Raw genomic sequence first — 20,399 nt, 5'->3', positions numbered from 1 at the left:
GGCGAATGTGCGACACATTCGCCGGCCTCCTGCTTTGTCCGGCGAGCCTACAGCCGGGCCTTGACCGCGGCCGAGATCCGCGAACCGTCCGCCCGGCCCGCGGCCAGCGCCGTCGCGACCTTCATGACCTGGCCCATCTGCTTCATGCCCGGGCGCTCACCCAACTGCTCGGCCACATCGGCGATGGCGGTATCGGCGATATCGGCGACCTCGGCCTCGGTGAGCGGGGTCGGCAGATACTCGTCGATGATCTCCTGCTCGGCGCGCTCGTTGGCGGCCAGTTCGCCGCGGCCGTTCTGTTCGTAGACGACGGCCGCCTCGTTGCGCTTCTTGGCCTCCTTGCCGAGGACCGCGATCACCTCGGCATCGGAGAGCTCCTTCGCCTCGGCACCGGCGACCTCGGCGTTCTGCACGGCTGCCAGCAGCATGCGCAGCGTGCTGAGGCGCAACGTGTCCTTGGCCTTCATCGCCGCGGTCAGATCGGCGCGCAACTTCGATTTGAGTTCCGACATGCGCCACACGCTAGCCGTTGTCGGCGGACCCTCCCACCGCATTTCCGCGTGTCGAGCCGGGTGGACGGGCACGACAGCGCCCGGCAAACCGGATGCCTGTGCGGAATCACACTCGGTATTCGTCACAGTGGTCGCCTATTCTGGGCTGATGCCCGTATTCTCGTCCCCCGCACTTCGACGAGCAGCGCTGGGCTCCGGAGCTAAGGTCGCCGCCGCGGCCGCCGGTACCGCAGTGGCCGGAATCGGCTATGCCTCGCTGATCGAACGCAATGCCTTCGTCCTTCGTGAGGCCACGATGCCGGTGCTGCAGCCGGGCTCGTCGAGCCTGCGTGTGCTGCACATCAGCGACCTGCACATGACGCCCGGCCAGAAACTCAAACAGGCCTGGGTTCGCGAACTGGCCGCCTTGGAGCCGGACCTGATCGTCAACACCGGCGACAACCTCGCGCATCCGAAGGCGGTGCCCGCGGTGGTGCAGTCGCTGACGGCGTTGCTCTCCCGTCCGGGCATCTTCGTCTTCGGCAGTAACGACTATTTCGCGCCCGTTCCGAAGAACCCGCTCAAGTACTTCGACAAGAACCACAAGCGAGTGCACGGGGATCCGCTGCCCTGGCAGGATCTGCGCGCGGCGTTCACCGAACGCGGCTGGCTGGATCTGACCCATGTGCGGCGCGATCTCGAGGTCGCCGGAATCAAGATCTCCACGGCCGGAGTCGACGATCCGCACCTGTCCCGCGACCGGTACGACACCGTCGCCGGCTCGCCGAACCCACTGGCCGATCTGAGCATCGGACTCACCCATTCGCCCGAGCCCCGCGTGCTCGACCGGTTCGCCGGTGACGGGTACGACCTGGTGCTGGCCGGCCACACCCACGGCGGACAGCTGTGCCTGCCGGGATTCGGCGCGCTGGTCACCAACTGCGGTATCGATCGGTCCCGGGTGAAGGGTCCGTCGCGCTGGGGTGCGCACACGCGACTGCACGTGTCCGCGGGCCTGGGTACCTCGCCGTGGGCGCCGTACCGCTTCTGCTGCCGCCCCGAGGCGACCTTGCTGACGCTGGTGGCCGCACCGCCGAAAGGCCCCATCGCCGACAGTGGCCATGGCGTCTCGGAATCGGAGGCCGTGGCGCGCTAGGGTGGCGTGCCGAGGCACGACATCAGGCAGGGGTACACGGTGAACAGTGGGTTCGAGCGGAACGACGACCAGACCGCGCGACGAGAACCCACTCCCGACTCGAACGAGACCCCGCCGACACTGGCGATCCGGCGGGTGCCGGGTGCGAATTTCCCTGTGTCGCAAGGCTCTCCGTGGGCTCGGCCGCAGTCGATTCCCACGGTTCCCGGCGGCGCGGGCGATCCCGGACGCTCCGGTTCTCCGGCCGAACCCGCCAAGCCCGCGGCGCCGGACGCGGACCGGTCGCCCGGATCGCTGTTCGGTGGGAACGACGCTGCCGGAGGGCAATCCGCTCCGGCCCATCCGTGGACGCCACAGGGCGGCGCGAGCGGAGATACCTCTCATGGCTCGAATGCGGTCCCGGGGCCGCACGCGCCGTCCGGCTTCGCTCCTTCGCCGCACGGTTTCGGCAACCCGGGCGGACCCGACGCCCCCACCACCGCCTTCGGCGTGCAACCCGGAATGCCGCAGTGGCCGGGAAGCTCGATGCCGGGCGCGAATACTCCCTCCCAGCAACAGTTCTCGGCACCGCACGGCAACGGTCGCCCCGAGCCGGATTGGCAATTGGGGGTCGGATCACATCCCGCGCCGCAACAAGCGTCCTGGGGACCGCCGACGGCTCAGCATCCGCACACCGCGCTGCTGCAGGTGCCGGCCGAGCAGCCGCCTCGGCGGCGGAAAGCTCTGCTGCTCAGCGGAATCGGGGTGCTGGTCGTCGTGGCGATCGGCGCGACCGTGGCGGTGGTCGCGAGCCGGCATTCCGACTCGCCGGCCGCCGCGGGTTCCGGCAAGCCGTCCATGGTCAGTGCGCTCAGTAGCGAAAACCAGCCTCCCCCACCACCTTCGCGCCCGCAGCAGACGGCGCCGAAGCCGCAGCCCGGCGCCGCGCCGCCACCGATGGTTCCCGGTTACCAGGTCGTCCAGATCCTCGATCGCGGTGCGGCCTACGACGCGCCTCCGGAGTGGAAGATCGATCCGGTCGGCACGGCCGCCTGGGGTTCGGGATCGAATCCGCTGGAAATCGCCGGCCTGGCACAGGACGGCAAGAACTACTGTCCGAACTACACCCGGACCAACGCCTTCCTCACCATGTCTCCCCAGACGGACCCGTCCGCGGCCGCCGCCGATATCGGGGCCCGCATGGCCAAGTTCGGCTGGTCGAACGCCACCGTCGCCGCCCCGGCCCCCGCCGAGCCGATGGTCTCGCTGGACGGGCAGCTGCACGGTGCCTTCGTGGAGACCACCGGCAGCGCGCCCCCGCCGGCCCCCGGCTGCGCCACGACCTTCGCGGTCTACACGTTCGCCTTCCCCAGCGAAAACGGAAACTTCGTCATGACGGTCGCCGCCGACACCGGCGTCGACAAGTCCGTGGACAAGGAAACCGCCAAACGCATCCTCTCCACCATCCGCCCCCTCCCTGCCCGCTGACCAGCGGATTTAATGATCCGCTCCCCCCTGCTGTAAGCTACGACAGGCTCAACTCACGGGGTGTGGCGCAGCTTGGTAGCGCGCTTCGTTCGGGACGAAGAGGTCGCAGGTTCAAATCCTGTCACCCCGACTCGTGTGTGGAGACACGGCAGAGGCCCTGACCGATCCACTGGTCAGGGCCTCTTGCTTTGCCCGGGTGCGTATCGGTGCCGGGTGCGTATCTGTGCCGGGTTCGGGAAACTTCACCGTCCACGGCCCGATCCTCTGGGCGAGCTGCCTTCCCATTTCCGGGACCACCGGAAAACCTTGTGCTACAACTTTGTTCGTGGCGGCACTCATCGGCTTGGTGGTGATCCTGGGGATCATCATTCTCATCGCTGGAGCGGTTCTGTTGATCGTCAGTCTGGCGAAAGCGCCGGGGCGGCGGCGGGCAGGTTCCGCCTCCGAGGCGTCGCAGCACCAGGACCTGCCGATGTGGACTCCCCCGCAGCACCAGGACGTCCCGATGTGGACTCCGCCGCAGCACCAGGACGTGCCGTTGTGGAGCCCGCCGCAGCAGCATTCCGCGCAGCAGCCGCAGGATCGGACGCCGTACTGGTCGCCAGGTCCTCGATAGGCACGGTGACGGGCTCGCTCGCGTCACTCCAGATTCGCCAGCATCTCGCGCTGATGCCGATAGCCGATGGTTTCGTAGCCGACCACGGTGATGAACGGGGAGATCATCACCACCAGTAGGCATACGGCGATCGAGGCGCCCAGCGCGGCCAGGACCACCGCGACGGCCAGGACCACGACCGTGAGGGTGAGCAGCAGGATGTGGAACGGGTCCGGGGCCGACAGCAGCAGGGTGTGCAGCAGATAGACCATCAGCAGGTACACGCCCACCGGCAGCGCCAGAGCGAGGACCACCGCGACCGGGCCGATGCGGGAGTGGTGCTCGAGCGACAGGCCCGCGACGTGCAGGCCCGCGCCGGCGCCGGCGATACCCATGTAGAGCGGGATGTGGCCGTAACCGAACAGGTAGCCGCGGTTGCGGCGGTGCACGAGGATCTCGCCGAACGGGGTGGTGAAGTACACCCACCACATGCCGAAGGTCAGGCCTACGCCGGCGACCACGATCGCGATCGCATCGGCACTCCACTGCCCGCCTTCGCTGCCGCCGAGCAGCCCGCCCGAGGAGGCGACCGTGCCGACCACGCCCTCACCGAGCGCGATGATGGCGAACAGGCTGTAGCGTTCGGCCACGTGGTGCGGATGCCACGGGGTACCACTCGCGCGGCCCTGCGTCAGCACCGGTACGAGCAGTTCCAGCACGCCGAGCAGTACGCATCCCACCCCGGCCACGAGCAGCGGCATGTGCACGAATGCGATGATCACCCAGCCGATTTGGGCGATGATCGTCCACCGGATGCTCCCGTAGCCGACGTGCCGGAAGGACGGCGACTCCCGTCCGGCGCGCCACCACTGCAGCACCATCGCGATCCGCATCACGATGTAGCCGACGACCATCACCCGCACGTCGAGGTGATCGCCCACATCGACCGAATGGAACATCGCGGGCAGGCCGAGGGCGAAGACCACGACGCCGATCATCACCACCATGGTGAGCACGCGGTACAGCCAGTCGTCGGTGTCGAACGCCGAGGCGAACCAGCTGAAATTGATCCAGGCGTTGACGATCGCGAACATCGCCAGCACGAAGGCGAGCGCCGCCTTGCCCGCATGCCCGTCGGCCACCATCTCGGCGAAATACGATGCCGCGGTGCCGACCGCGACCACGAAGGTCAGATCGAACAGGAGCTCCAGGGGCGAGGACACGCGCCCCGGTTCGTCGGGGTCGCGGCCGGTCATCCGGATGAGGCGGTGCGCCGGGCCGCGGGCGCCGCCGGTGGATACGGAGTCGCTCATGGGCACCGATGATGCCGTACCGACGGGTCGGCTCGCCGCTACCGGCCCGTCGCCGTGGCAGGACGCGTGCGCGCGCTACTTCCCGGAAGCGTCCGACGGCTGCAGCAGCGAGTTGAACTTGTTCGTGTAGAACTTGCTCGGATCCAGCTTGTGATCGATGGCCCCGGTATCCTCGAGCCAGCTCTGCCAGCGCGTGAAATCCTCGTCCGAGACCTTGCCGTAGCGCGCCGGAACCCCCACGGACAGCCAGTATTTCAGCGTCGAGGTGTCCTCTCCCGCGCGGTGGCGGGCGTTGATGATCTCGGTGAATTTCGCGATCACCTGATCCCGCGGCGTGCTGCGCTCCCATTCGATCGCCTTCGCGACGCCGGTGGTGAAGGTGCGGACCACATCGGGGTTCTTCGCGATGAAATCGTTGCGGAAGACATAGGGTCCGCCGTTGATCGGGCCGCCGTACTCGTCGAGTTCGGTGAAAATCGGTCGCACTCCGCCGTTGGCCACCGCACGCTGTTGGAACTGGCCGTTCAATGCCGCGGCGTCGATCTGTCCCTGTCGCAGCGCCTGTTCGATATTCGGCGGCGGCAGCGCCACCAATTGCACCGATTTGATCTGGTCGACGCTCAGTCCGGCCTTCTTCAACGCATCGTGGATATCGGCCTCGTTCTGGCCGCCGAGCGTATTCACGCCGACCTTCTTGCCGACCAGATCCGCGGCCGAACGAATCGGGCTGTTGTCGAGCGTGTAATAGCCCTGGAAGGACTTCTCGTCCGATCCGTAGTAGTTGACCACCGCGGTGATGGGCGCCCCGGCGCCGGCCAGCTTGGCGACCGCACCGGCGAAGGCCCCGCCGAAGTCGACCTGCCCGGTCGCGGCGGTCTGGATTTCCTGCGGCCCGCTGATGGTGTTGCCGACGTAGTCGAGTTCGATCTTGCCGTCGAAGAATCCGAGGTTCTCCGCGAGCTCCGGAAGCGTGACCTGATCGGTCCAGCCGAGATACCGAAGCGAGGTCACCCCGTTCTCGGTGTGGGCGGATCCTCCGCTGCCGCAGGCGGTGAGTAGCACAGCGGCAGCCGTACCGGCTGCGAAGACGGATATTGCGGTGCGGATACGTCCGGACATCAGGTAATTCCTCTCGACACTGCGCACGACGGCACGGTGGTGCGCGTCGGCTCGGCCGAGCCTAGGTGTTGTGAATTGCCGAGCCTCCCCTTTGAATCACGACGATTCGGTTGCCGGAAATACGCGTCGATCACTCGAGTACACCCGAGCGGTATCCACCCCGACCGGCACCATACTCGGGTACGCGGCAGAAGACTGCGACATGAAGGCTCCCCTGGCATTGCAGAAACGGCATTGCTGAAACGCTGACCCTGTGGAGCTGGCACCCGCACAGAGTCGTCGCACTACGGACTGTGTTACGCCGAGTCTCCTCGATTTCCCGGGCACACGGGGGCATACCCGACATTTCATCGATCGGGAATCCTGTCACCACCCTCGTTGCGACCTGCGAAGACCGTGGCCGCACGGGTGCGGTCCGTTGGTATAGTCCGCAGAGTTCTCGCGATGGGAACGGGAAACCGGTGCCAATCCGGTGCGGTCGCGCCACTGTGTTCAGCTCATGCTGTCAGCCAGACCCCTTTCGTCGCTGTGCACGGACGGGGACGCGGGTTCCCCAGAAGGGTTGTGGCACATGTCCACTCGTCGTCGCCTGCTTCGCGATGTGCTGCGGGACTGGTCCCGGCGTGACTGGCTGGAAGCGGCGGTGCTGCTCGGTGTGGTCGCGTTGATGCATCTGATCGGATTCGGCCTGCTGTTCGGCGCGATCGCCCCGCACGGTTATCGCATCGGCACGGAGGTCTTCGGCATCGGACTGGGCATCACGGCCTACACCTTCGGGCTGCGCCACGCCTTCGACGCCGACCACATCGCCGCCATCGACAACACCACGCGCAAGCTGATGAGCGACGGCAAACGCCCCAAATCGGTCGGATTCTGGTTCGCGATGGGGCATTCCACGATCGTGTTCGTCCTCGCCACGCTGGTGGTGGCGGGTGCGCACGTGGTGGGCACCCTGGTCGACGAGGACTCGTCGACCCGCAAGACGCTGGGCACCATCTCGACCGTGGCCTCCGGATCGTTCCTGTATCTGATCGGCCTGCTCAATGTGGTTGCGCTGATCGGCATCTGGCGGGTGTTCCGCCGTCTGCGCCACAGCGGCGAATACGATCGCGCGGAACTGGAGGCGGCGCTCGATTCGCGCGGATTCCTGGCACGCCTGCTGGCGCCGGTGATGCGGATGGTGGGACGGCCGGTGCACGTCTATCCGGTCGGTGTGCTGTTCGGACTGGGTTTCGACACCGCGACCGAGGTGGCGCTGCTCGCGCTGGCCGGGTCCGGCGCGGCGGCGGGACTGCCCTGGTACGCGATCGTGGTGCTGCCGCTGCTGTTCGCGGCGGGGATGAGCGTGATGGACACGATCGACGGCCTGTTCATGAACGTCGCCTACGACTGGGCGTTCTCCGATCCGGTGCGCAAGATCTTCTACAACCTGGCCATCACCGGCCTGTCGATCGCGGTGGCCCTGTTCATCGGCTCGATCGAGCTGATCAAGGTGCTGCACGACGACACCGGTTTCGGCGGCCCGGTCGGAGAGTGGATCGCCGGTATCGACCTCAACAACGCGGGATTCGCGATCGTCGGATTGTTCGTCCTCGCCTGGGTCGTCGCGATCGCCTACTGGCGGCTGGCGAAGGTGGACGAGCGCTGGGCGCCCGCGCCGACCGAGGAATCGGCCTAGCCACACCACATTCGACCGCACCTCGTCGAGCCGCGCATCGCCGGCCGGCGTGCGACATTCTTGCGACGGCGATCACACCTGTGCCATAGTTCGCTGCATATGTGAGACGGAGCAGTCTCGCATTAGTGAAGGAGCCGAGTGTGACCGAATCCTGGACGCGCCGCATCCGCCGGACGACCTGTGTCCTCGCCGCGGCGGCGGCATTGACCGTTCCGGCCGCAGTGGTGGCTCATCCGCCGCATGCCGGCGCCGAACCCGCGCCGGTCGCACCCGCGGCCCCGATTCCGCTACCGCCCGAGCTGGACCCGGGCTTCTACCATCCGGCACCGGAGATCGTCGCGGCGACGCAGCCCGGCGAGATCATCGCCGCGCGGCAGGTGCGGGTGGCCAATCTCGGGCTGATCCCGGTCAATGTCGACGCGTGGCAGATCTCGTACCGATCGAACGACAGTCGTGACCGACCGATCCCGGCGGTCGCGACGGTTCTGAAACCACGCGGTTCGGCACCGGGCAAACTGGTCTCGATGCAGATCGCCGAGGATTCCCTGGCCGGCTACTGCGCACCCTCCTACGCGATCCAGCATTTCTCGGCCGGTCCGTTCCTGGGCCAGATCGTGGCCCCGGCCGAATTCGTGATCGCCCAGGGCGCGTTGCAGCAGGGCTGGGCCGTGGTGATTCCCGATCACGAGGGGCCGAACAACGCCTATGCCGCGGGGCCGCTCGCCGGCCGGATCACCCTCGACGGCGTTCGCGCGGCCCGAGATTTCGAGCCGATGCGGTTGAGCCCGCAGACCAGGATCGGCCTCTACGGCTACTCCGGCGGTGCGATCGCGACCGGTCACGCGGCCGAACTGAAGAGCACCTACGCACCGGAGCTGAATATCGTCGGCGCGGCCGAGGGCGGGGTTCCGGCCGATCTCGGCATGACGCTGAAGGTGGCCAACGGACAGGCGACCTCGGGGCTGGTACTGGCCGCCGTGATGGGCCTGACCCGCGAATACCCCGAATTCGCGCGTTTCGTCGACGAGCATATGGACCCATTGGGCAAGGGACTGACCACGATTCAGAGCGGATTGTGCGTGCAGTACGTCAGCTCGCTGCTGCCGTTTCTGAACCTCGAAGGAATGTTGCGGGTTCCTGGCGATCCGCTCCAGCAGCCCGCGGTCGCCGACGTACTGGACGAAACCCGCATGGGCAAGTCGGTGCCGGATATGCCGATGTACATCTGGCAGGGCAACCCGGACGAGATCATCCCGGTCGGCCAGGTGAACAACCTCGTCGACACCTACTGCCGAAACCCCTCCGCCACAGTGCAATACACCCGTGAACACTTCGCCGAACATGTCGCCACCGAGATCTCCGGCGGCGGCCCGGCGATGCTGTGGTTGCGCGACCGTCTCGACGGCGTACCCGCGCAGCCCGGCTGTCACACCGCGGATGCGGGCTGGTTGTTGCTGGACCCCAACGGTTTCCAGATGCTGGCCTCGACCTTCGGCGAAACCTTCGCCTCGTTCTTCGGTAAGCCGATCGGCGTGAAGTAGGCCGCGCGCAGAGCTACCGGCACAGCGTGGTGCCGGGTGATGGGAAGGGCCCGTTCGTCAGGGGACGAACGGGCCCCTTCCGTGGAGATCGACGGCATCGACCAGTCAGCGGATGTGCAGCCGGCGGCTCAGACGCAACGTGATGAGCGTGCTCTTGAGCTGCTTTTCGAACGGCATACCCGCCCGGGCCGAGAGCACCTGCTTCTTCTGCACGCCGACGTTGACCGTATCGGTGTACTTGAGCAGGCCCGCGTCGCCGTGCCGGGTGCCCACGCCGGACTGTTTGACGCCGCCCGAGGGCGTCATCTTCGCCGAATAGGTCGCGACGAAGCCGTCGTTGACGTTGACATTGCCCGCCTCGAGCCGGTCGGCGAGCTTCTCCGCACGAGCGAGATCCGAACTCCAGATGCTGGCGTTGAGACCGTAGGTGGTGGCATTGGCCTGCCGGACGGCCTCGTTCTCGTCGGTGTAGCGGTAGATGGTGACGACCGGACCGAAGGTCTCGACGGTCGCGTGCTCCATCTCGGGGGTCACACCGGTCAGCACGGTCGGCTCGTAGAACGCCGGGCCGATGTCCGGGCGGGCCTTGCCGCCGGTCAGCACGGTCGCGCCCTTCGCGACGGCGTCGTCGACGTGCGAGGCCACGCGCCGCATGTGATCGACCGACACCAGCGAGCCGAATTCCGGGTCGGCGGTGTAGGAGGCACCCGCCTTCGACCCCAATTCCTCTGCCGCGGCGACGAATCGGCGCACGAACTCGTCGTGGATGCGCTCGTGCACATAGATGCGCTCGATATGCATACATGCCTGGCCGGAGTTGCCGTACACCGCGAAGATCGCACCCGGAACGACCTCGTCGAGGTTGGCGTCCTCGAGCACGATCATCGGATTCTTGCCGCCGAGTTCGAGGCTGCAGCTGATGAGGTTGCGGCCCGCGCGCTCGCCGATGGTGCGACCGGTCGCGGTGGAACCGGTGAACATCACGAAATCGCTGTGGTCGATCAGGGTGGGGCCGACGTCGGGTCCGGTACCGCACACGACCTGGATCAGATCGCGCGGCAGCCCCGCCTTGCGCAGCAGTTCGACGCCGTAGAGCGTGCACAGCGCGGTCTTGTTGTCCGGTTTGATCACCACGCCGTTGCCGGCGATGAGCGCCGGAATCGAATCGGAGATCGAGATCGCGAAGGGGAAGTTCCACGGCGCGATCACCGCGACGACGCCCTTGGGCCGATGCTGTTCGGTGGAGGTGGAGATGATGGGCATCGCGCCGCCGCGCCGGATCGGTTTCAGAATCCGCTCGGCATGTTTGAGGTAGTGGCTGATCACCATCACCGGATCGCACGATTCCTCGATGGCCATCCGGCGGGTCTTGCCGCAACCGATCTGAATCAGGTCCGCGATGGTGTCGAGTTCGGAGAGAATCAGCTCATGGGCCTTCTCGAAGACCTGCAGCCGGCGCTTGACCGGCCAGTTCGCCCATTCCCGCTGCGCCGCCCGAGCCTTGTCGGCCGCCGCGGCGACGTCCTCGGGCGAGGACTGCGGCAGCTCACCGACGACCGCGCCGGTGTACACCTCGATCATGTCGTAGGGTTCGCGCTTCTCCCCCGCGGCGCCCGCGGTGATCAGCCCGGTGAGGCGGTCGATCAGCGTCTTCGTGATCCGCGGCGGCAACGTGCTCGCGCCGCTGCGCGAGGTCGCGTCCGCACCGCTGTGCGTAGTTGTCTCCATCAGCGCTCTCCATAACTTGCCGCCCGTGACGGCGGTCACCATCATTCAAACTAGAACACGTTATTGTTCTGTACAACGTTGCGGGGTAACTTCGTCCGCAAAACGCGAGTAATACCAGTGAGGAAAGTGGGTCGGCGATGACGACGGCAGCAACTGAAACAGGTAGCAACACGGAACCCCATGCGCTGCTGGAGCGACGCGGCGCCACTCTGATCGTCACCATGAACCGGCCGGCCGTCCGCAATGCGCTGTCGGCCGAGATGCTCGACCTGATGGTGCAGGCGTGGGACACCGTCGACAACGACCCGGAGATCCGCTCCTGCATCCTCACCGGCGCGGGCGGCGCGTTCTGCGCGGGCGCCGACCTCAAGGCGATGACCAAACAGGATCCGGCCAAGAATATGAGCGCCGGCGGCGCCTTCGACCCGACCAACATTCCGGGTCTGCTCAAGGGCCGCCGCCTGACCAAGCCGCTGATCGCAGCCGTCGAGGGCGCGGCCATCGCCGGCGGAACCGAGATTCTGCAGGGCACCGACATCCGCGTCGCCGGCGAGAGCGCGAAATTCGGTGTCTCCGAGGCGCGCTGGAGCCTGTTCCCGATGGGCGGCTCGGCGGTGCGACTGCCCCGGCAGATCCCCTACACCGTCGCCGCCGACATCCTGCTCACCGGGCGCCACATCACCGCGGCCGAGGCCAAGGAGTACGGCCTGATCGGCCACGTGGTGCCGGACGGGACCGCGCTGGACAAGGCGCTCGAGCTCGCCGAGAAGATCAACGCCAACGGCCCGCTGGCGGTGCAGGCGATCCTGAAGACCATGCGCGACACCGAGGGCATGCACGAAAACGAGGCCTTCAAGATCGACTCGCAGCTCGGCCTCACCGTCTTCCGCAGTGAGGACGCCAAGGAAGGCCCGCGCGCCTTCGCCGAACGCCGCAAGCCCGAGTTCAAGGGCCGCTGATTCGGCCGCACCCGGCTGCCGGGGCCGGGTGCGTGCACCGTCACAATTCCGGCTTCACCATCCGAGTGACCTGCTTGCGCAGGAAGTTCGGGGCGAAGCGCCGTGCCAGCCACAGCGGCTTGGCGGGGCCGGGGAAGATGAACAGTGGCGCCTTGGGGTCGGCTACCGCGCGTTCGGCGGCATCGAGCACCCGGTCCGGGGTGATGCCCTTCTGACCGGCTACCACTGCCTCGTTGGCGGCCCGAATGCCGTCCAGCAGCGGGGTTTCCACGATCGGCGGACAGATCGAGATCACCCGCACCCCGGTCCCGTTCAACTCCTGGGCAAGTGCTTCGTGGTAGCAGACGACGGCGAATTTGGAGGCCGAGTAGGCGGCCAGGCCCGGTGAGGGCAGCCAGCCCGCCACCGAGGCGAACAGCACCAGCGTGCCGCGGCCCGCCTGCTTCATCTCCGGCACGATGGCCTGGCAGATATTGATCGTCCCGCCGTAGTTGATGTCCATCACCCGGCGCATCTCCGAAACATCGTGGGTCAGAGCCGAACCCACCCGGCACAGCGCCGCCGCGTGCACCACGTGCTCGATCGGCCCGAGGTCCGAGCGGACCTTGTCGACCACCGCGCGCACCACCTGCTCGTCGGCGACATCACAGGTGTAGGTGCTCATATTCGGGGATCGGCGCGCGGTTTCGGCCAGGCCGGTCTCGTTGATATCGAGTGCGGCCACCCGATAGCCGCCCGCCGCCAGTCGCTGGGCCGCCATGCGTCCCATGCCGCTGGCGGCACCGGTCACCAGTGCTGTCTTGCTCATCGCACCTCCACCGCGTCTTCGAAAGTCATGCGCAGCAGTCCGATCCGGCTGCTGAAGAGTGCGCGCTTGGGCAACCCCAGGGCGCGCATCTGTTCGGCAACGGGGTGATCACCGAGTTCGATCCTGGTGCCGCCCAGTCCCATTCGCACCTGCGACGGATTCATCACCCACGGGGTACGGCGCAGGACGCCGTCCATATGGGTGTAGGCCGCGATCGACGCACCGCCCATGCCGCCCGGCGACGGCACGCCACCGGCGACTTCCATCGCCACCACCAGACGGTCGTCGATGCGCACCTCGCAGCGCTTGCCGCGACGCACCGGCGTGATCCGGATATCGGCGATCTCCTTGGGAAAGCCCCAGATCTCGCGGCCGGCGGCGCAGGTGAAGGTCTGGTTCACCGGCAGCCAGGGAATGTAGACGCCGAGGTCCTTGTCCCGGCCGCGCACCATGAGGGTGAGGCCGAATTCGTGATAGGGACCGAGATCGCCGTCCACGTAGCGCACGAAGACCAGCGAGCACACCCCGCGTCCGGCGACTGTGAGTGGTTTGAGTCCGGTCGGCGCCACGATCTCCCGGGCCGCCGCCGCGTCGACGAGAAATGTCGCCGCACAGGCGTCGGCGTCGCGGATCTCGACCGGCATCCTGACTTTTTCACCGAGTACGGAATGCACCGCTGTCATCCTCCAAGTAGAACACGTTCCAGTCTGATTCGGCAGGCCCTCTCGGCCGGGAAATCCCAGTCACCGAGATCGCCCGGACACGACGGCGCCGAACGCCGCGGGCGCGACGTCCGGCGAAGATCCCGAGGGGTTCAGGAGCCGACGGTGTGGGCCGGCGGATGGGATTCGGCATGGGCTTTCGCCCACCGGTAGTCCGGTTTCCCGCTGGGCGTGCGCCCGACCGCGTCGACCACCCAAATGCTGCGCGGCAGTTTGTATCCGGCGAGATGCTTGCGGACGTGTGCCTCGAGGTCGGCGAAATCCAGCGGATCGGCGCTTGCCGGTGACACCACCGCCGCGACCTGATGGCCCCAGCGCTCGTGCGGAACTCCGATGACCACCACGTCGTAGACGCCCTCGTGGGCCTTCACGACGGCCTCCACCTCTTCGACGAACACCTTCTCGCCGCCGGTGTTGATCACCATGTTGCCGCGGCCGATCAGGGTGATGGTGCCGTCGGCCTCCACCCGCGCGCGGTCGTCGGTGATGACCATGCGGACGCCGTCGACGGTCTTGAACAGCTTGTCGGACTTGGTCTGATCCTTGTAGTAGCCGAGCGGCACCGACCCCTTCTTGGCCATCCAGCCCTCTTCGCCGGGCGCCACCTCCCGGCCCTCCTCGTTCACCACGACCGCACCGCGCCCGGTCTGCACGCGCGGCCCACGGGACGGGTCGTCGTCCTTCTGCGCCACGCCGATGCCGCCGAATCCGGTTTCGGAGGAGCCGATCGAATCGGTGATCACCGCATGCGGGAACAACTCCAGCATCTCGTTCTTCACCGGCTGCGACAGCAGCGCCGCACCGGAGGCGAGGGCGACCATCGAGGAGGCGTCCACCGGCGATCGCCGATAGGAGTTGAGCAGCGGCCGTGCCATGGCATCGCCGGTGATGACGACGATATTCGCCTGCTGCCCCGCCACCACCTGCCAAACCCGGTCGGCGTCGAAGCGCGGTTCGTAGACGACGGTGTTGCCCGACCACAGTGCGGTGAACGTGGGCATCAGCGCCGCGGCGTGGATCAGCGGCGGCAGGATCAGCCAGCGCAGCGGGTCGTTCTGCGAGCCGACCCGGGACTGTTCGAACTCGTCGGCCACCGGCACGTTGGTGTAGAAGTCGATGCCGCCACCGAGCACCCGCCACATATCCTCCTGGCGCCACATCACGCCCTTGGGCATGCCGGTGGTGCCGCCGGTGTACATCATGAACAGGTCGTCGGCGCTGCGCTCACCGAAATCGCGTGCGGCCGAGACGCTTTCGAATGCCTCCGCGTACGGCGTGGATTCGCTGGGCAGCCCGTCGCCGCCCTGATCGTCGTCGACGACGAAGGCGTGGCGCAGCGTGGTCACCTGCGGACGCACCTGATCCACGACCTGCGCGTAGCACCGGTGGTGTACCACCGCCTCGAGGTCGGCGTTGTCGTAGACGTAGCGCAGTTCGTCCGCGCCGTAGCGGTAGTTGATATTGATCGGCACCGCCCGGATCTTGAAGGCGGCGATCAGGGTTTCCATCGTCTCGATGCTGTTGTGCATCTGGAAGCCGATGTGGCTGCCCTCCCCCAGGCCCACCGCGGCGAAGTGGTGAGCGAGCTGGTTGGCGCGGCGTTCCAGCTCCTGATAGGTGACCCGGCGCTCGCCCTGAATCAGCGCCACCCGATCCGGCATGGCGTCCACGGCGTGCTCGAACAGGTCGGCGAAATTGTTCGGCATATCTGAGATCTCTCGTCGGTAGCGGCGGTTCGGGACTGAGGGCGGTCAGACGACCGTCAGCGGCAGCGACTGCCGGGGCGCGAAGTGGAACTCCGCCCCGGTGCTGAACCGAGTGATCGCCACCTCCGGCGACTCCCGGAAAGGCGTTGCGGCAGCGGTGATCTCGACTACGAATTCGCGCTCGTCGCCCTCGCGGGCATGCACGTCGAATCGCGGATTCACCCCGCGCACCATGGCCGCCAGCGGCTCCAGATGTTCGGCGTCGACGGCGGCCGGCCAGCCGCCGTCGCGCACACCGGGACTGTCGCGCGCGATGCGCAGGATCGCGGAATCGTGATAGGCGTCGATCTGCATGTCGACGTAGGGCAGCGGATTCCACGCCGGATGCAGCCGCAGCACCTGGGCCAGATCGTCGAAGCCGGTACCGAGGCCCAGTACCGCGCGCAGGCGTTCGGAGGTGAGCCCGGCGATCCCGGTGAACTGTTTGCGCGCGATCGTGGCGGTGGTCTCCGCGTCCGCGCGCTCGCCGACCGCGATCAGGAATCCGAGATTCAGCAGATGCTGCTGCAGGCACACCTCGTCGGCCATCCGGACCAGCGCCGAATGCGAGAAGTCCGCGAAGTCGATATCGCTCAGCAGTGGCCCGCGGTAGTCGGACCGGCCCGGACCCGCGACTTCGATCGGCGCCAATTCGAGGTCGACAGCGGCGAATTCGGCCATGCGCGCCGCATTGCGCGGGACCGCGGGCGGTTCGTTGGCCGGGTCGATGCGAACCGTCCACGCGCACACCGGCACTCGATCGGCGGGCTGCCGGGGCGGCCGGTGGATCGGGCGTACCTGCGCATGCGGATTGGTGGCCAGCGCGGTCGCGTCGAAGGTGGGGTCCTCGATGGTGTGGCACATGGCCACCACGTAGTCCTCACCCATCGGCTCGACGTCGGCGAGCGCACCGCAGTGGTCGAGCCAGAACTCGCCGTTGTGGTCGTCGTCGACGCGGAACCGGAAGTCCATGAACTGCGGCGGCGCGCCGATATCCAGTTGCAGCCCTTTGAATATCGTGACGACGCCGTCGCCCGGGATGTCGAGGGCCGCGCGCATCCGGCGGGTGTAGATCGGGCTGGCCAGCTGCCATTCCTCGATCGCCACCTCGGCCATCCCGTCGCGCCCGAAGGCGCCGATCGAATGCGCCATCCCGGAGCGATCGATGAGATGCCCGCACAGCAGCAGTTCGGGCACCAGCGCCGCCAGCTGCTCCCGGCTGAGTGTGGCGAAGCGACTCGCGGGCATCGCGCTCACCACAGCGGGACCGGCGACTCGCCGATCTTGTACCAGCCCGGCAGCGGTCCCGCGCCCGAGCGTTCGATCCGCTTCTGCATCCCCTCCGACAGCGCGTTCGCCGTGATCATCTCCACGAACAGCGCCGAGACGTTGCCGAAGTCGAAAAAGTCACGCTGCCAGGACCATTGGAAGTTGCCGCCGTAGCGGAACCAGCTGCCGCCGATGCCCTCCGGGCTGTAGTGGCGGCCGTCGGGGCGGGTGTTCTCGTTGACCTGCTTCCACAAGCCGATCACGTTGCCGCTGCGCTCGTCGACGACGAATTCCTGGTACGGGTAGGTCCAGCCCTCGAGGCCGTCCATCTCCTGTCCCAGCGCCAGTTCGCGGATCTCGTCGCGGCCCACCGCCATGAATTCCTGGGTCGGTCCGTAGTTCCAGCCGTAGGTGGCGTCCTCGGTGTACATGTCGGCCAGCGGCCGCCAGTCCCCCGCCGCCTCGCAGCGTTCGTTCTCGACCACCCAGCGGCGGACCATCTCGTCGAGTTCGTCCCGGGAAAAACCGGACATCGCAGCTTCCTTCACATTCTGTGTCGAGGGCCGGCGCCGATATCCGGCACGGCCTGATCCGGGCGGTCACCGGGCTGCGGCGACCGCGAACGTCGTGGTCCGTCAGCCCGTTTTCGAGAACGAGTTCAGGCCGGGATATCCCTCGCGGACAGGCGCGAAAGACACATCGCTGGACATGTGTCTGGACGGTACCACCGCAATCGGGGACCGACAATGGATCGGCCATTTTTGCTATGAAGATGCGGACGTTCGACCAGGGTGCCGGCAACCGCCCACGCCATGGTCGGCGCTGGTTCCGCCGCCTTGACACAACCGCGGAATTGAAACAAGTTCTTGCGCCAAGATCAGAGTCGAACCTATAGTTCCGTACACGTGTCCAGACAGCATCGAAAGGTACCCATGAGCGGGTCCACGAACGACAGCACCAGCGCTGCGGGCTTCATCGGCCTCGGCAATATGGGTGCGCCGATGGCCGAGCGGCTGCTGAAGCGCCCCGGCGGCCTCGTCGTCTGCGACACCCGGGCCGAGGCCGTGCGGCCGTTCGTCGACGGCGGCGCCGAGCCGGCGAAGACGGCGGCCGAGGTCGCCGAGCGCGCGGGGGTGATCTCGGTGGTCGTGCTCAACGACGAGCAGGTCCGATCCGTGGTGACCGGTCCGGACGGCCTGCTGAGCACCGCGCGCCCCGGCACGGTGATCGCCGTGCATTCGACCATCAGCGACCGGACCGCCGTAGAACTCGCCGGCATCTGCGCCGAACACGAGGTGGACTTCGTCGACGCCCCGGTCAGCGGCGGCGGCGCGGGGGCCAAGAAGGGGTCGCTCGCGGTCATGGTGGGCGGCAGCGACGCCGCCTTCGAGAAGGTGCGCGAACCGTTCGGCTACTGGGCCGAACTGGTGGTGCACGCGGGCGAGGTCGGCGCCGGCACCCGGATGAAACTGGCCCGCAACCTGCTGCATTTCGTCTCGTTCACGGCCACCGCGGAGGCGCAGCGACTGGCCGAGGCGGCCGGGCTGAACATCGTCGACCTGGGCAAGGTGGTCCGGCATTCGGATGCCATCACCGGCGGGGCGGGCGCGATCATGCTGCGCGATACCACCGCACCGGTCGCGGTGGACGACTTCTGGCATTCGATCTTCACGCATACCCGCGATCTGGGTGAGAAGGATCTGTCGCTGGCACTGGCCCTGGGCGAGCGACTCGGCGTCGAGTTGCCCTTCGCCCGAATGGCTTTGAGCGGACTCGGCGACGGGCTCGGCGTCGGGCCCGGCGATATCTCGCGGGCCGCCACCGACACTTCCGAGGAGAGCGATGAGCGCTGAAACCGACGGCCTCACCCCCGAGCAGCGTCGCGCGCGCGGGGTGGCCAAGATGGGCGAGGTCTACGGCTGGGAGATGTCCGACGGACCCGGCGCGCATTTCGCCGTGACGGCGGACCATCTGTTCGCCGACATCTGGAGCCGCCCGGAACTGTCCGTGCGTGATCGTCGCCTGCTGCTGCTCGGCGCGCTCACCGCGCAGGGCCACCTCGACGTCACCGAGATCCAGGTCAGCGCGGCCCTGCGCAACGGTGAACTGACCGAGGAACAGTTGCGCGAGATCGCGATCTTCCTGTGCCACTACACCGGCTGGGCCGCCGGGACGAAACTCGACAGCGTCGTCGGCAAAGTCGTGGCCGCCGAAAAGAAGGCCAACGAGAAGGCCGCCGAAAAGAAGGCCGCCGCCCGAGCCGCCGAATCCGCCGAGAAGTGAGGAACGAAGCCACCATGTCCGACACCCTGGGTGTACGCCCCCAGCCCGCCGCCGACATCACCGACTGGGACTACGAGGCCGATGTGGTGATCGCCGGATACGGCATCGCCGGCGTCGCCGCGGCAATCGAGGCCGCCCGGGCCGGCGCGGACGTGCTGGTGCTCGAGCGCACCGGCGGCTGGGGCGGTGCGGCCTCCCTGTCGGGCGGATTCATCTATCTGGGTGGCGGCACTCCGCTGCAGAAGGCGCTCGGTTTCGAGGACACCCCGGAGAACATGGAGAAGTTCATGCTGGCCGCCCTCGGGCCCGGCGTGGACGAGGCCAAGATTCACGACTACTGCCAGGGCAGCGTCGAACACTTCAATTGGCTTGTCGCCCAAGGTGTTCCGTTCAAAGAGGAATTCTGGGGCGAGCCGGGCTGGGAACCCCCGCACGACGAGGGCTTGATGTACTCCGGCGGTGAGAACGCCGCGCCGTTCAAGGGCATCGCCACCCCGGCGCCGCGCGGCCACCTGCCGCAGATGCAGAACAAGCGCATCGGCGAGCAGGGCGGCGGCTACATGCTGATGAAGCCGCTCACCGACACCGCCGAATCCCTCGGTGTGCGAGCCGAATACGACATCCGGATTCAGCGACTCGTGGTCGCGGCCGACAATCGCGTCGTCGGCGTGGTGGCCAAGCGCTACGGCAAGGAGATCACCGTGCGCGCCCGCCGCGGCGTGGTGCTGGCCACCGGCAGCTTCGCCTACGAGCAGCGGATGATCGAGGGCTACGCCCCGCGACTCATCGGCCGGCCCGCCGCCGCGATCGAGGAACACGACGGCATCGGCATCCGGGTCGCCCAGGCACTCGGCGCCGAACTGGCGCATATGGACGCCACCGAGGTCGCCTTCTTCGGCGATCCGCAGATGATGGTGCGCGGCATTCTGGTCAACGGCCGCGGTCAGCGCTACATCGCCGAGGACACCTATCCGGGCCGGATCGGCCAGGCCACGCTGATCCAGCAGGACAACCAGGCCTACCTGATCATCGACGAGGCCGCGCTCGAGGAAGCGCTGAAGACCGAGTCCAGCACCCCCTTCTTCCGCCAGCCCCCCACCTGGGCGGCGGAGACGGTCGAGGAACTCGAAAGCGATATGGGCCTGCCCGCGGGCTCGCTGCTGGCCACCGTCGAGGTCTACAACCGGCACGCCGAATCCGGCTCGGACCCGCTGCTCGGCAAGAAGCCGGAGTGGGTGAAGCCGATCGGCACGCCGGTGGCCGGGTTCGATATGCGCAACTTCACCGCCGGATTCACCCTCGGCGGTCTGCGCACCGATCTGGATTCCCGGGTCATCCACGTCACGGGCGAGCCGATTCCCGGCCTGTACGCCGCGGGCCGCTGCACCTCCGGTGTCTGCGCGGGCGGCTATGCCAGCGGCACCTCCCTCGGCGACGGCAGCTTCTACGGTCGCCGCGCGGGCCGTGCCGCCGCCAACGACGGTCCGGCCTCGAGCTGATGCCCGACCGAACCGAAAGGAACATC

Annotated in this window: 18 protein-coding genes and 1 tRNA gene; 10 read left to right on the top strand and 9 right to left on the bottom strand. The window is 67.4% G+C overall.

Features of this window, described 5'->3' with window-relative positions; all coding sequences use genetic code 11:
* Positions 1–47: 47 nt before the first annotated feature.
* Complete coding sequence (locus ACPCUW_RS06450) at positions 48–512, bottom strand: GatB/YqeY domain-containing protein (protein WP_063019084.1); 465 nt, start codon at positions 510–512, stop codon at positions 48–50.
* Positions 513–660: 148 nt separating this feature from the next.
* Between ACPCUW_RS06450 and ACPCUW_RS06445 the strand changes: the two genes are divergently transcribed.
* The 4 genes from ACPCUW_RS06445 (at position 661) to ACPCUW_RS06430 (ending at position 3,730) form a co-directional block, all read left to right on the top strand.
* Complete coding sequence (locus ACPCUW_RS06445; protein WP_063019085.1) at positions 661–1,647, top strand: metallophosphoesterase; 987 nt, start codon at positions 661–663, stop codon at positions 1,645–1,647.
* A 39-nt stretch (positions 1,648–1,686) separates the two neighbouring features.
* Positions 1,687–3,114: a hypothetical protein gene (locus ACPCUW_RS06440; RefSeq protein WP_423423989.1), complete on the top strand. Its 1,428-nt coding sequence runs from the start codon at positions 1,687–1,689 to the stop codon at positions 3,112–3,114.
* 56 nt (positions 3,115–3,170) lie between these two features.
* A tRNA-Pro gene (locus ACPCUW_RS06435) sits at positions 3,171–3,244 on the top strand.
* A 195-nt stretch (positions 3,245–3,439) separates the two neighbouring features.
* Positions 3,440–3,730: a hypothetical protein gene (locus ACPCUW_RS06430; RefSeq protein ID WP_305779519.1), complete on the top strand. Its 291-nt coding sequence runs from the start codon at positions 3,440–3,442 to the stop codon at positions 3,728–3,730.
* A gap of 23 nt (positions 3,731–3,753) precedes the next feature.
* On the opposite strand, the gene ACPCUW_RS06425 is transcribed toward ACPCUW_RS06430, so the two are convergent.
* Both ACPCUW_RS06425 and ACPCUW_RS06420 read right to left on the bottom strand, forming a co-directional pair.
* Positions 3,754–5,022, bottom strand: coding sequence for a low temperature requirement protein A (locus ACPCUW_RS06425; protein WP_305779520.1), 1,269 nt, complete (start codon positions 5,020–5,022; stop codon positions 3,754–3,756).
* Between the two features lie 75 nt (positions 5,023–5,097).
* On the bottom strand, positions 5,098–6,141 hold the full coding sequence (locus ACPCUW_RS06420; RefSeq protein WP_064906098.1) for an ABC transporter substrate-binding protein: 1,044 nt from the start codon (positions 6,139–6,141) through the stop codon (positions 5,098–5,100).
* 571 nt (positions 6,142–6,712) lie between these two features.
* On the opposite strand from ACPCUW_RS06420, the gene ACPCUW_RS06415 reads away from it, so the two are divergent.
* A complete protein-coding gene (locus ACPCUW_RS06415; protein ID WP_423423988.1) occupies positions 6,713–7,819 on the top strand; it encodes a HoxN/HupN/NixA family nickel/cobalt transporter in 1,107 nt (368 codons plus the stop codon).
* A gap of 140 nt (positions 7,820–7,959) precedes the next feature.
* Entirely contained in the window at positions 7,960–9,360 is a 1,401-nt protein-coding gene (locus ACPCUW_RS06410; protein ID WP_423423987.1) for a lipase family protein, read from the top strand.
* Between the two features lie 105 nt (positions 9,361–9,465).
* Here ACPCUW_RS06410 and ACPCUW_RS06405 read toward each other — a convergent pair whose 3' ends face one another.
* Entirely contained in the window at positions 9,466–11,088 is a 1,623-nt protein-coding gene (locus tag ACPCUW_RS06405; RefSeq protein ID WP_423423986.1) for a succinic semialdehyde dehydrogenase, read from the bottom strand.
* 137 nt (positions 11,089–11,225) lie between these two features.
* Between ACPCUW_RS06405 and ACPCUW_RS06400 the strand changes: the two genes are divergently transcribed.
* Entirely contained in the window at positions 11,226–12,047 is an 822-nt protein-coding gene (locus ACPCUW_RS06400; RefSeq protein ID WP_036525233.1) for a crotonase/enoyl-CoA hydratase family protein, read from the top strand.
* A 40-nt stretch (positions 12,048–12,087) separates the two neighbouring features.
* Here ACPCUW_RS06400 and ACPCUW_RS06395 read toward each other — a convergent pair whose 3' ends face one another.
* The 5 genes from ACPCUW_RS06395 to ACPCUW_RS06375 all read right to left on the bottom strand — a co-directional run bounded on the left by ACPCUW_RS06395 (position 12,088) and on the right by ACPCUW_RS06375 (position 17,124).
* Positions 12,088–12,855 carry an SDR family NAD(P)-dependent oxidoreductase gene (locus tag ACPCUW_RS06395; RefSeq protein WP_305779522.1) on the bottom strand — a complete coding sequence of 256 codons (768 nt, stop codon included), beginning with the start codon at positions 12,853–12,855 and terminating at the stop codon, positions 12,088–12,090.
* Positions 12,852–13,499 (bottom strand): acetoacetate decarboxylase family protein, encoded by a 648-nt coding sequence (locus ACPCUW_RS06390; protein WP_423423985.1) that lies wholly within the window; start codon positions 13,497–13,499, stop codon positions 12,852–12,854. The genes ACPCUW_RS06395 and ACPCUW_RS06390 overlap by 4 nt, the downstream gene beginning before the upstream one ends.
* 170 nt (positions 13,500–13,669) lie before the next feature.
* Positions 13,670–15,283 carry an acyl-CoA synthetase gene (locus ACPCUW_RS06385; protein ID WP_305779524.1) on the bottom strand — a complete coding sequence of 538 codons (1,614 nt, stop codon included), beginning with the start codon at positions 15,281–15,283 and terminating at the stop codon, positions 13,670–13,672.
* Positions 15,284–15,328: 45 nt separating this feature from the next.
* Positions 15,329–16,570, bottom strand: a complete 1,242-nt coding sequence (locus tag ACPCUW_RS06380; RefSeq protein WP_423423984.1) for a hypothetical protein — start codon at positions 16,568–16,570, stop codon at positions 15,329–15,331.
* 5 nt (positions 16,571–16,575) lie between these two features.
* A complete protein-coding gene (locus ACPCUW_RS06375) occupies positions 16,576–17,124 on the bottom strand; it encodes a nuclear transport factor 2 family protein (protein ID WP_030516453.1) in 549 nt (182 codons plus the stop codon).
* A gap of 399 nt (positions 17,125–17,523) precedes the next feature.
* Between ACPCUW_RS06375 and ACPCUW_RS06370 the strand changes: the two genes are divergently transcribed.
* The 3 genes from ACPCUW_RS06370 to ACPCUW_RS06360 are packed head-to-tail and all read left to right on the top strand — an operon-like array spanning position 17,524 to position 20,373.
* Complete coding sequence (locus ACPCUW_RS06370; protein WP_423423983.1) at positions 17,524–18,444, top strand: NAD(P)-dependent oxidoreductase; 921 nt, start codon at positions 17,524–17,526, stop codon at positions 18,442–18,444.
* Positions 18,434–18,874 carry a carboxymuconolactone decarboxylase family protein gene (locus ACPCUW_RS06365; protein ID WP_064906090.1) on the top strand — a complete coding sequence of 147 codons (441 nt, stop codon included), beginning with the start codon at positions 18,434–18,436 and terminating at the stop codon, positions 18,872–18,874. Before ACPCUW_RS06370 ends, ACPCUW_RS06365 begins: the two co-directional genes overlap by 11 nt.
* 14 nt (positions 18,875–18,888) lie before the next feature.
* Positions 18,889–20,373 (top strand): FAD-dependent oxidoreductase, encoded by a 1,485-nt coding sequence (locus ACPCUW_RS06360; protein WP_423423982.1) that lies wholly within the window; start codon positions 18,889–18,891, stop codon positions 20,371–20,373.
* The last annotated feature ends 26 nt before the right edge of the window (positions 20,374–20,399 follow it).

This window comes from Nocardia sp. AB354, from assembly GCF_049538315.1.
Taxonomy (GTDB): Bacteria; Actinomycetota; Actinomycetes; order Mycobacteriales; family Mycobacteriaceae; genus Nocardia; species Nocardia nova.
This window is presented reverse-complemented; position numbering and strand designations above follow the sequence as displayed.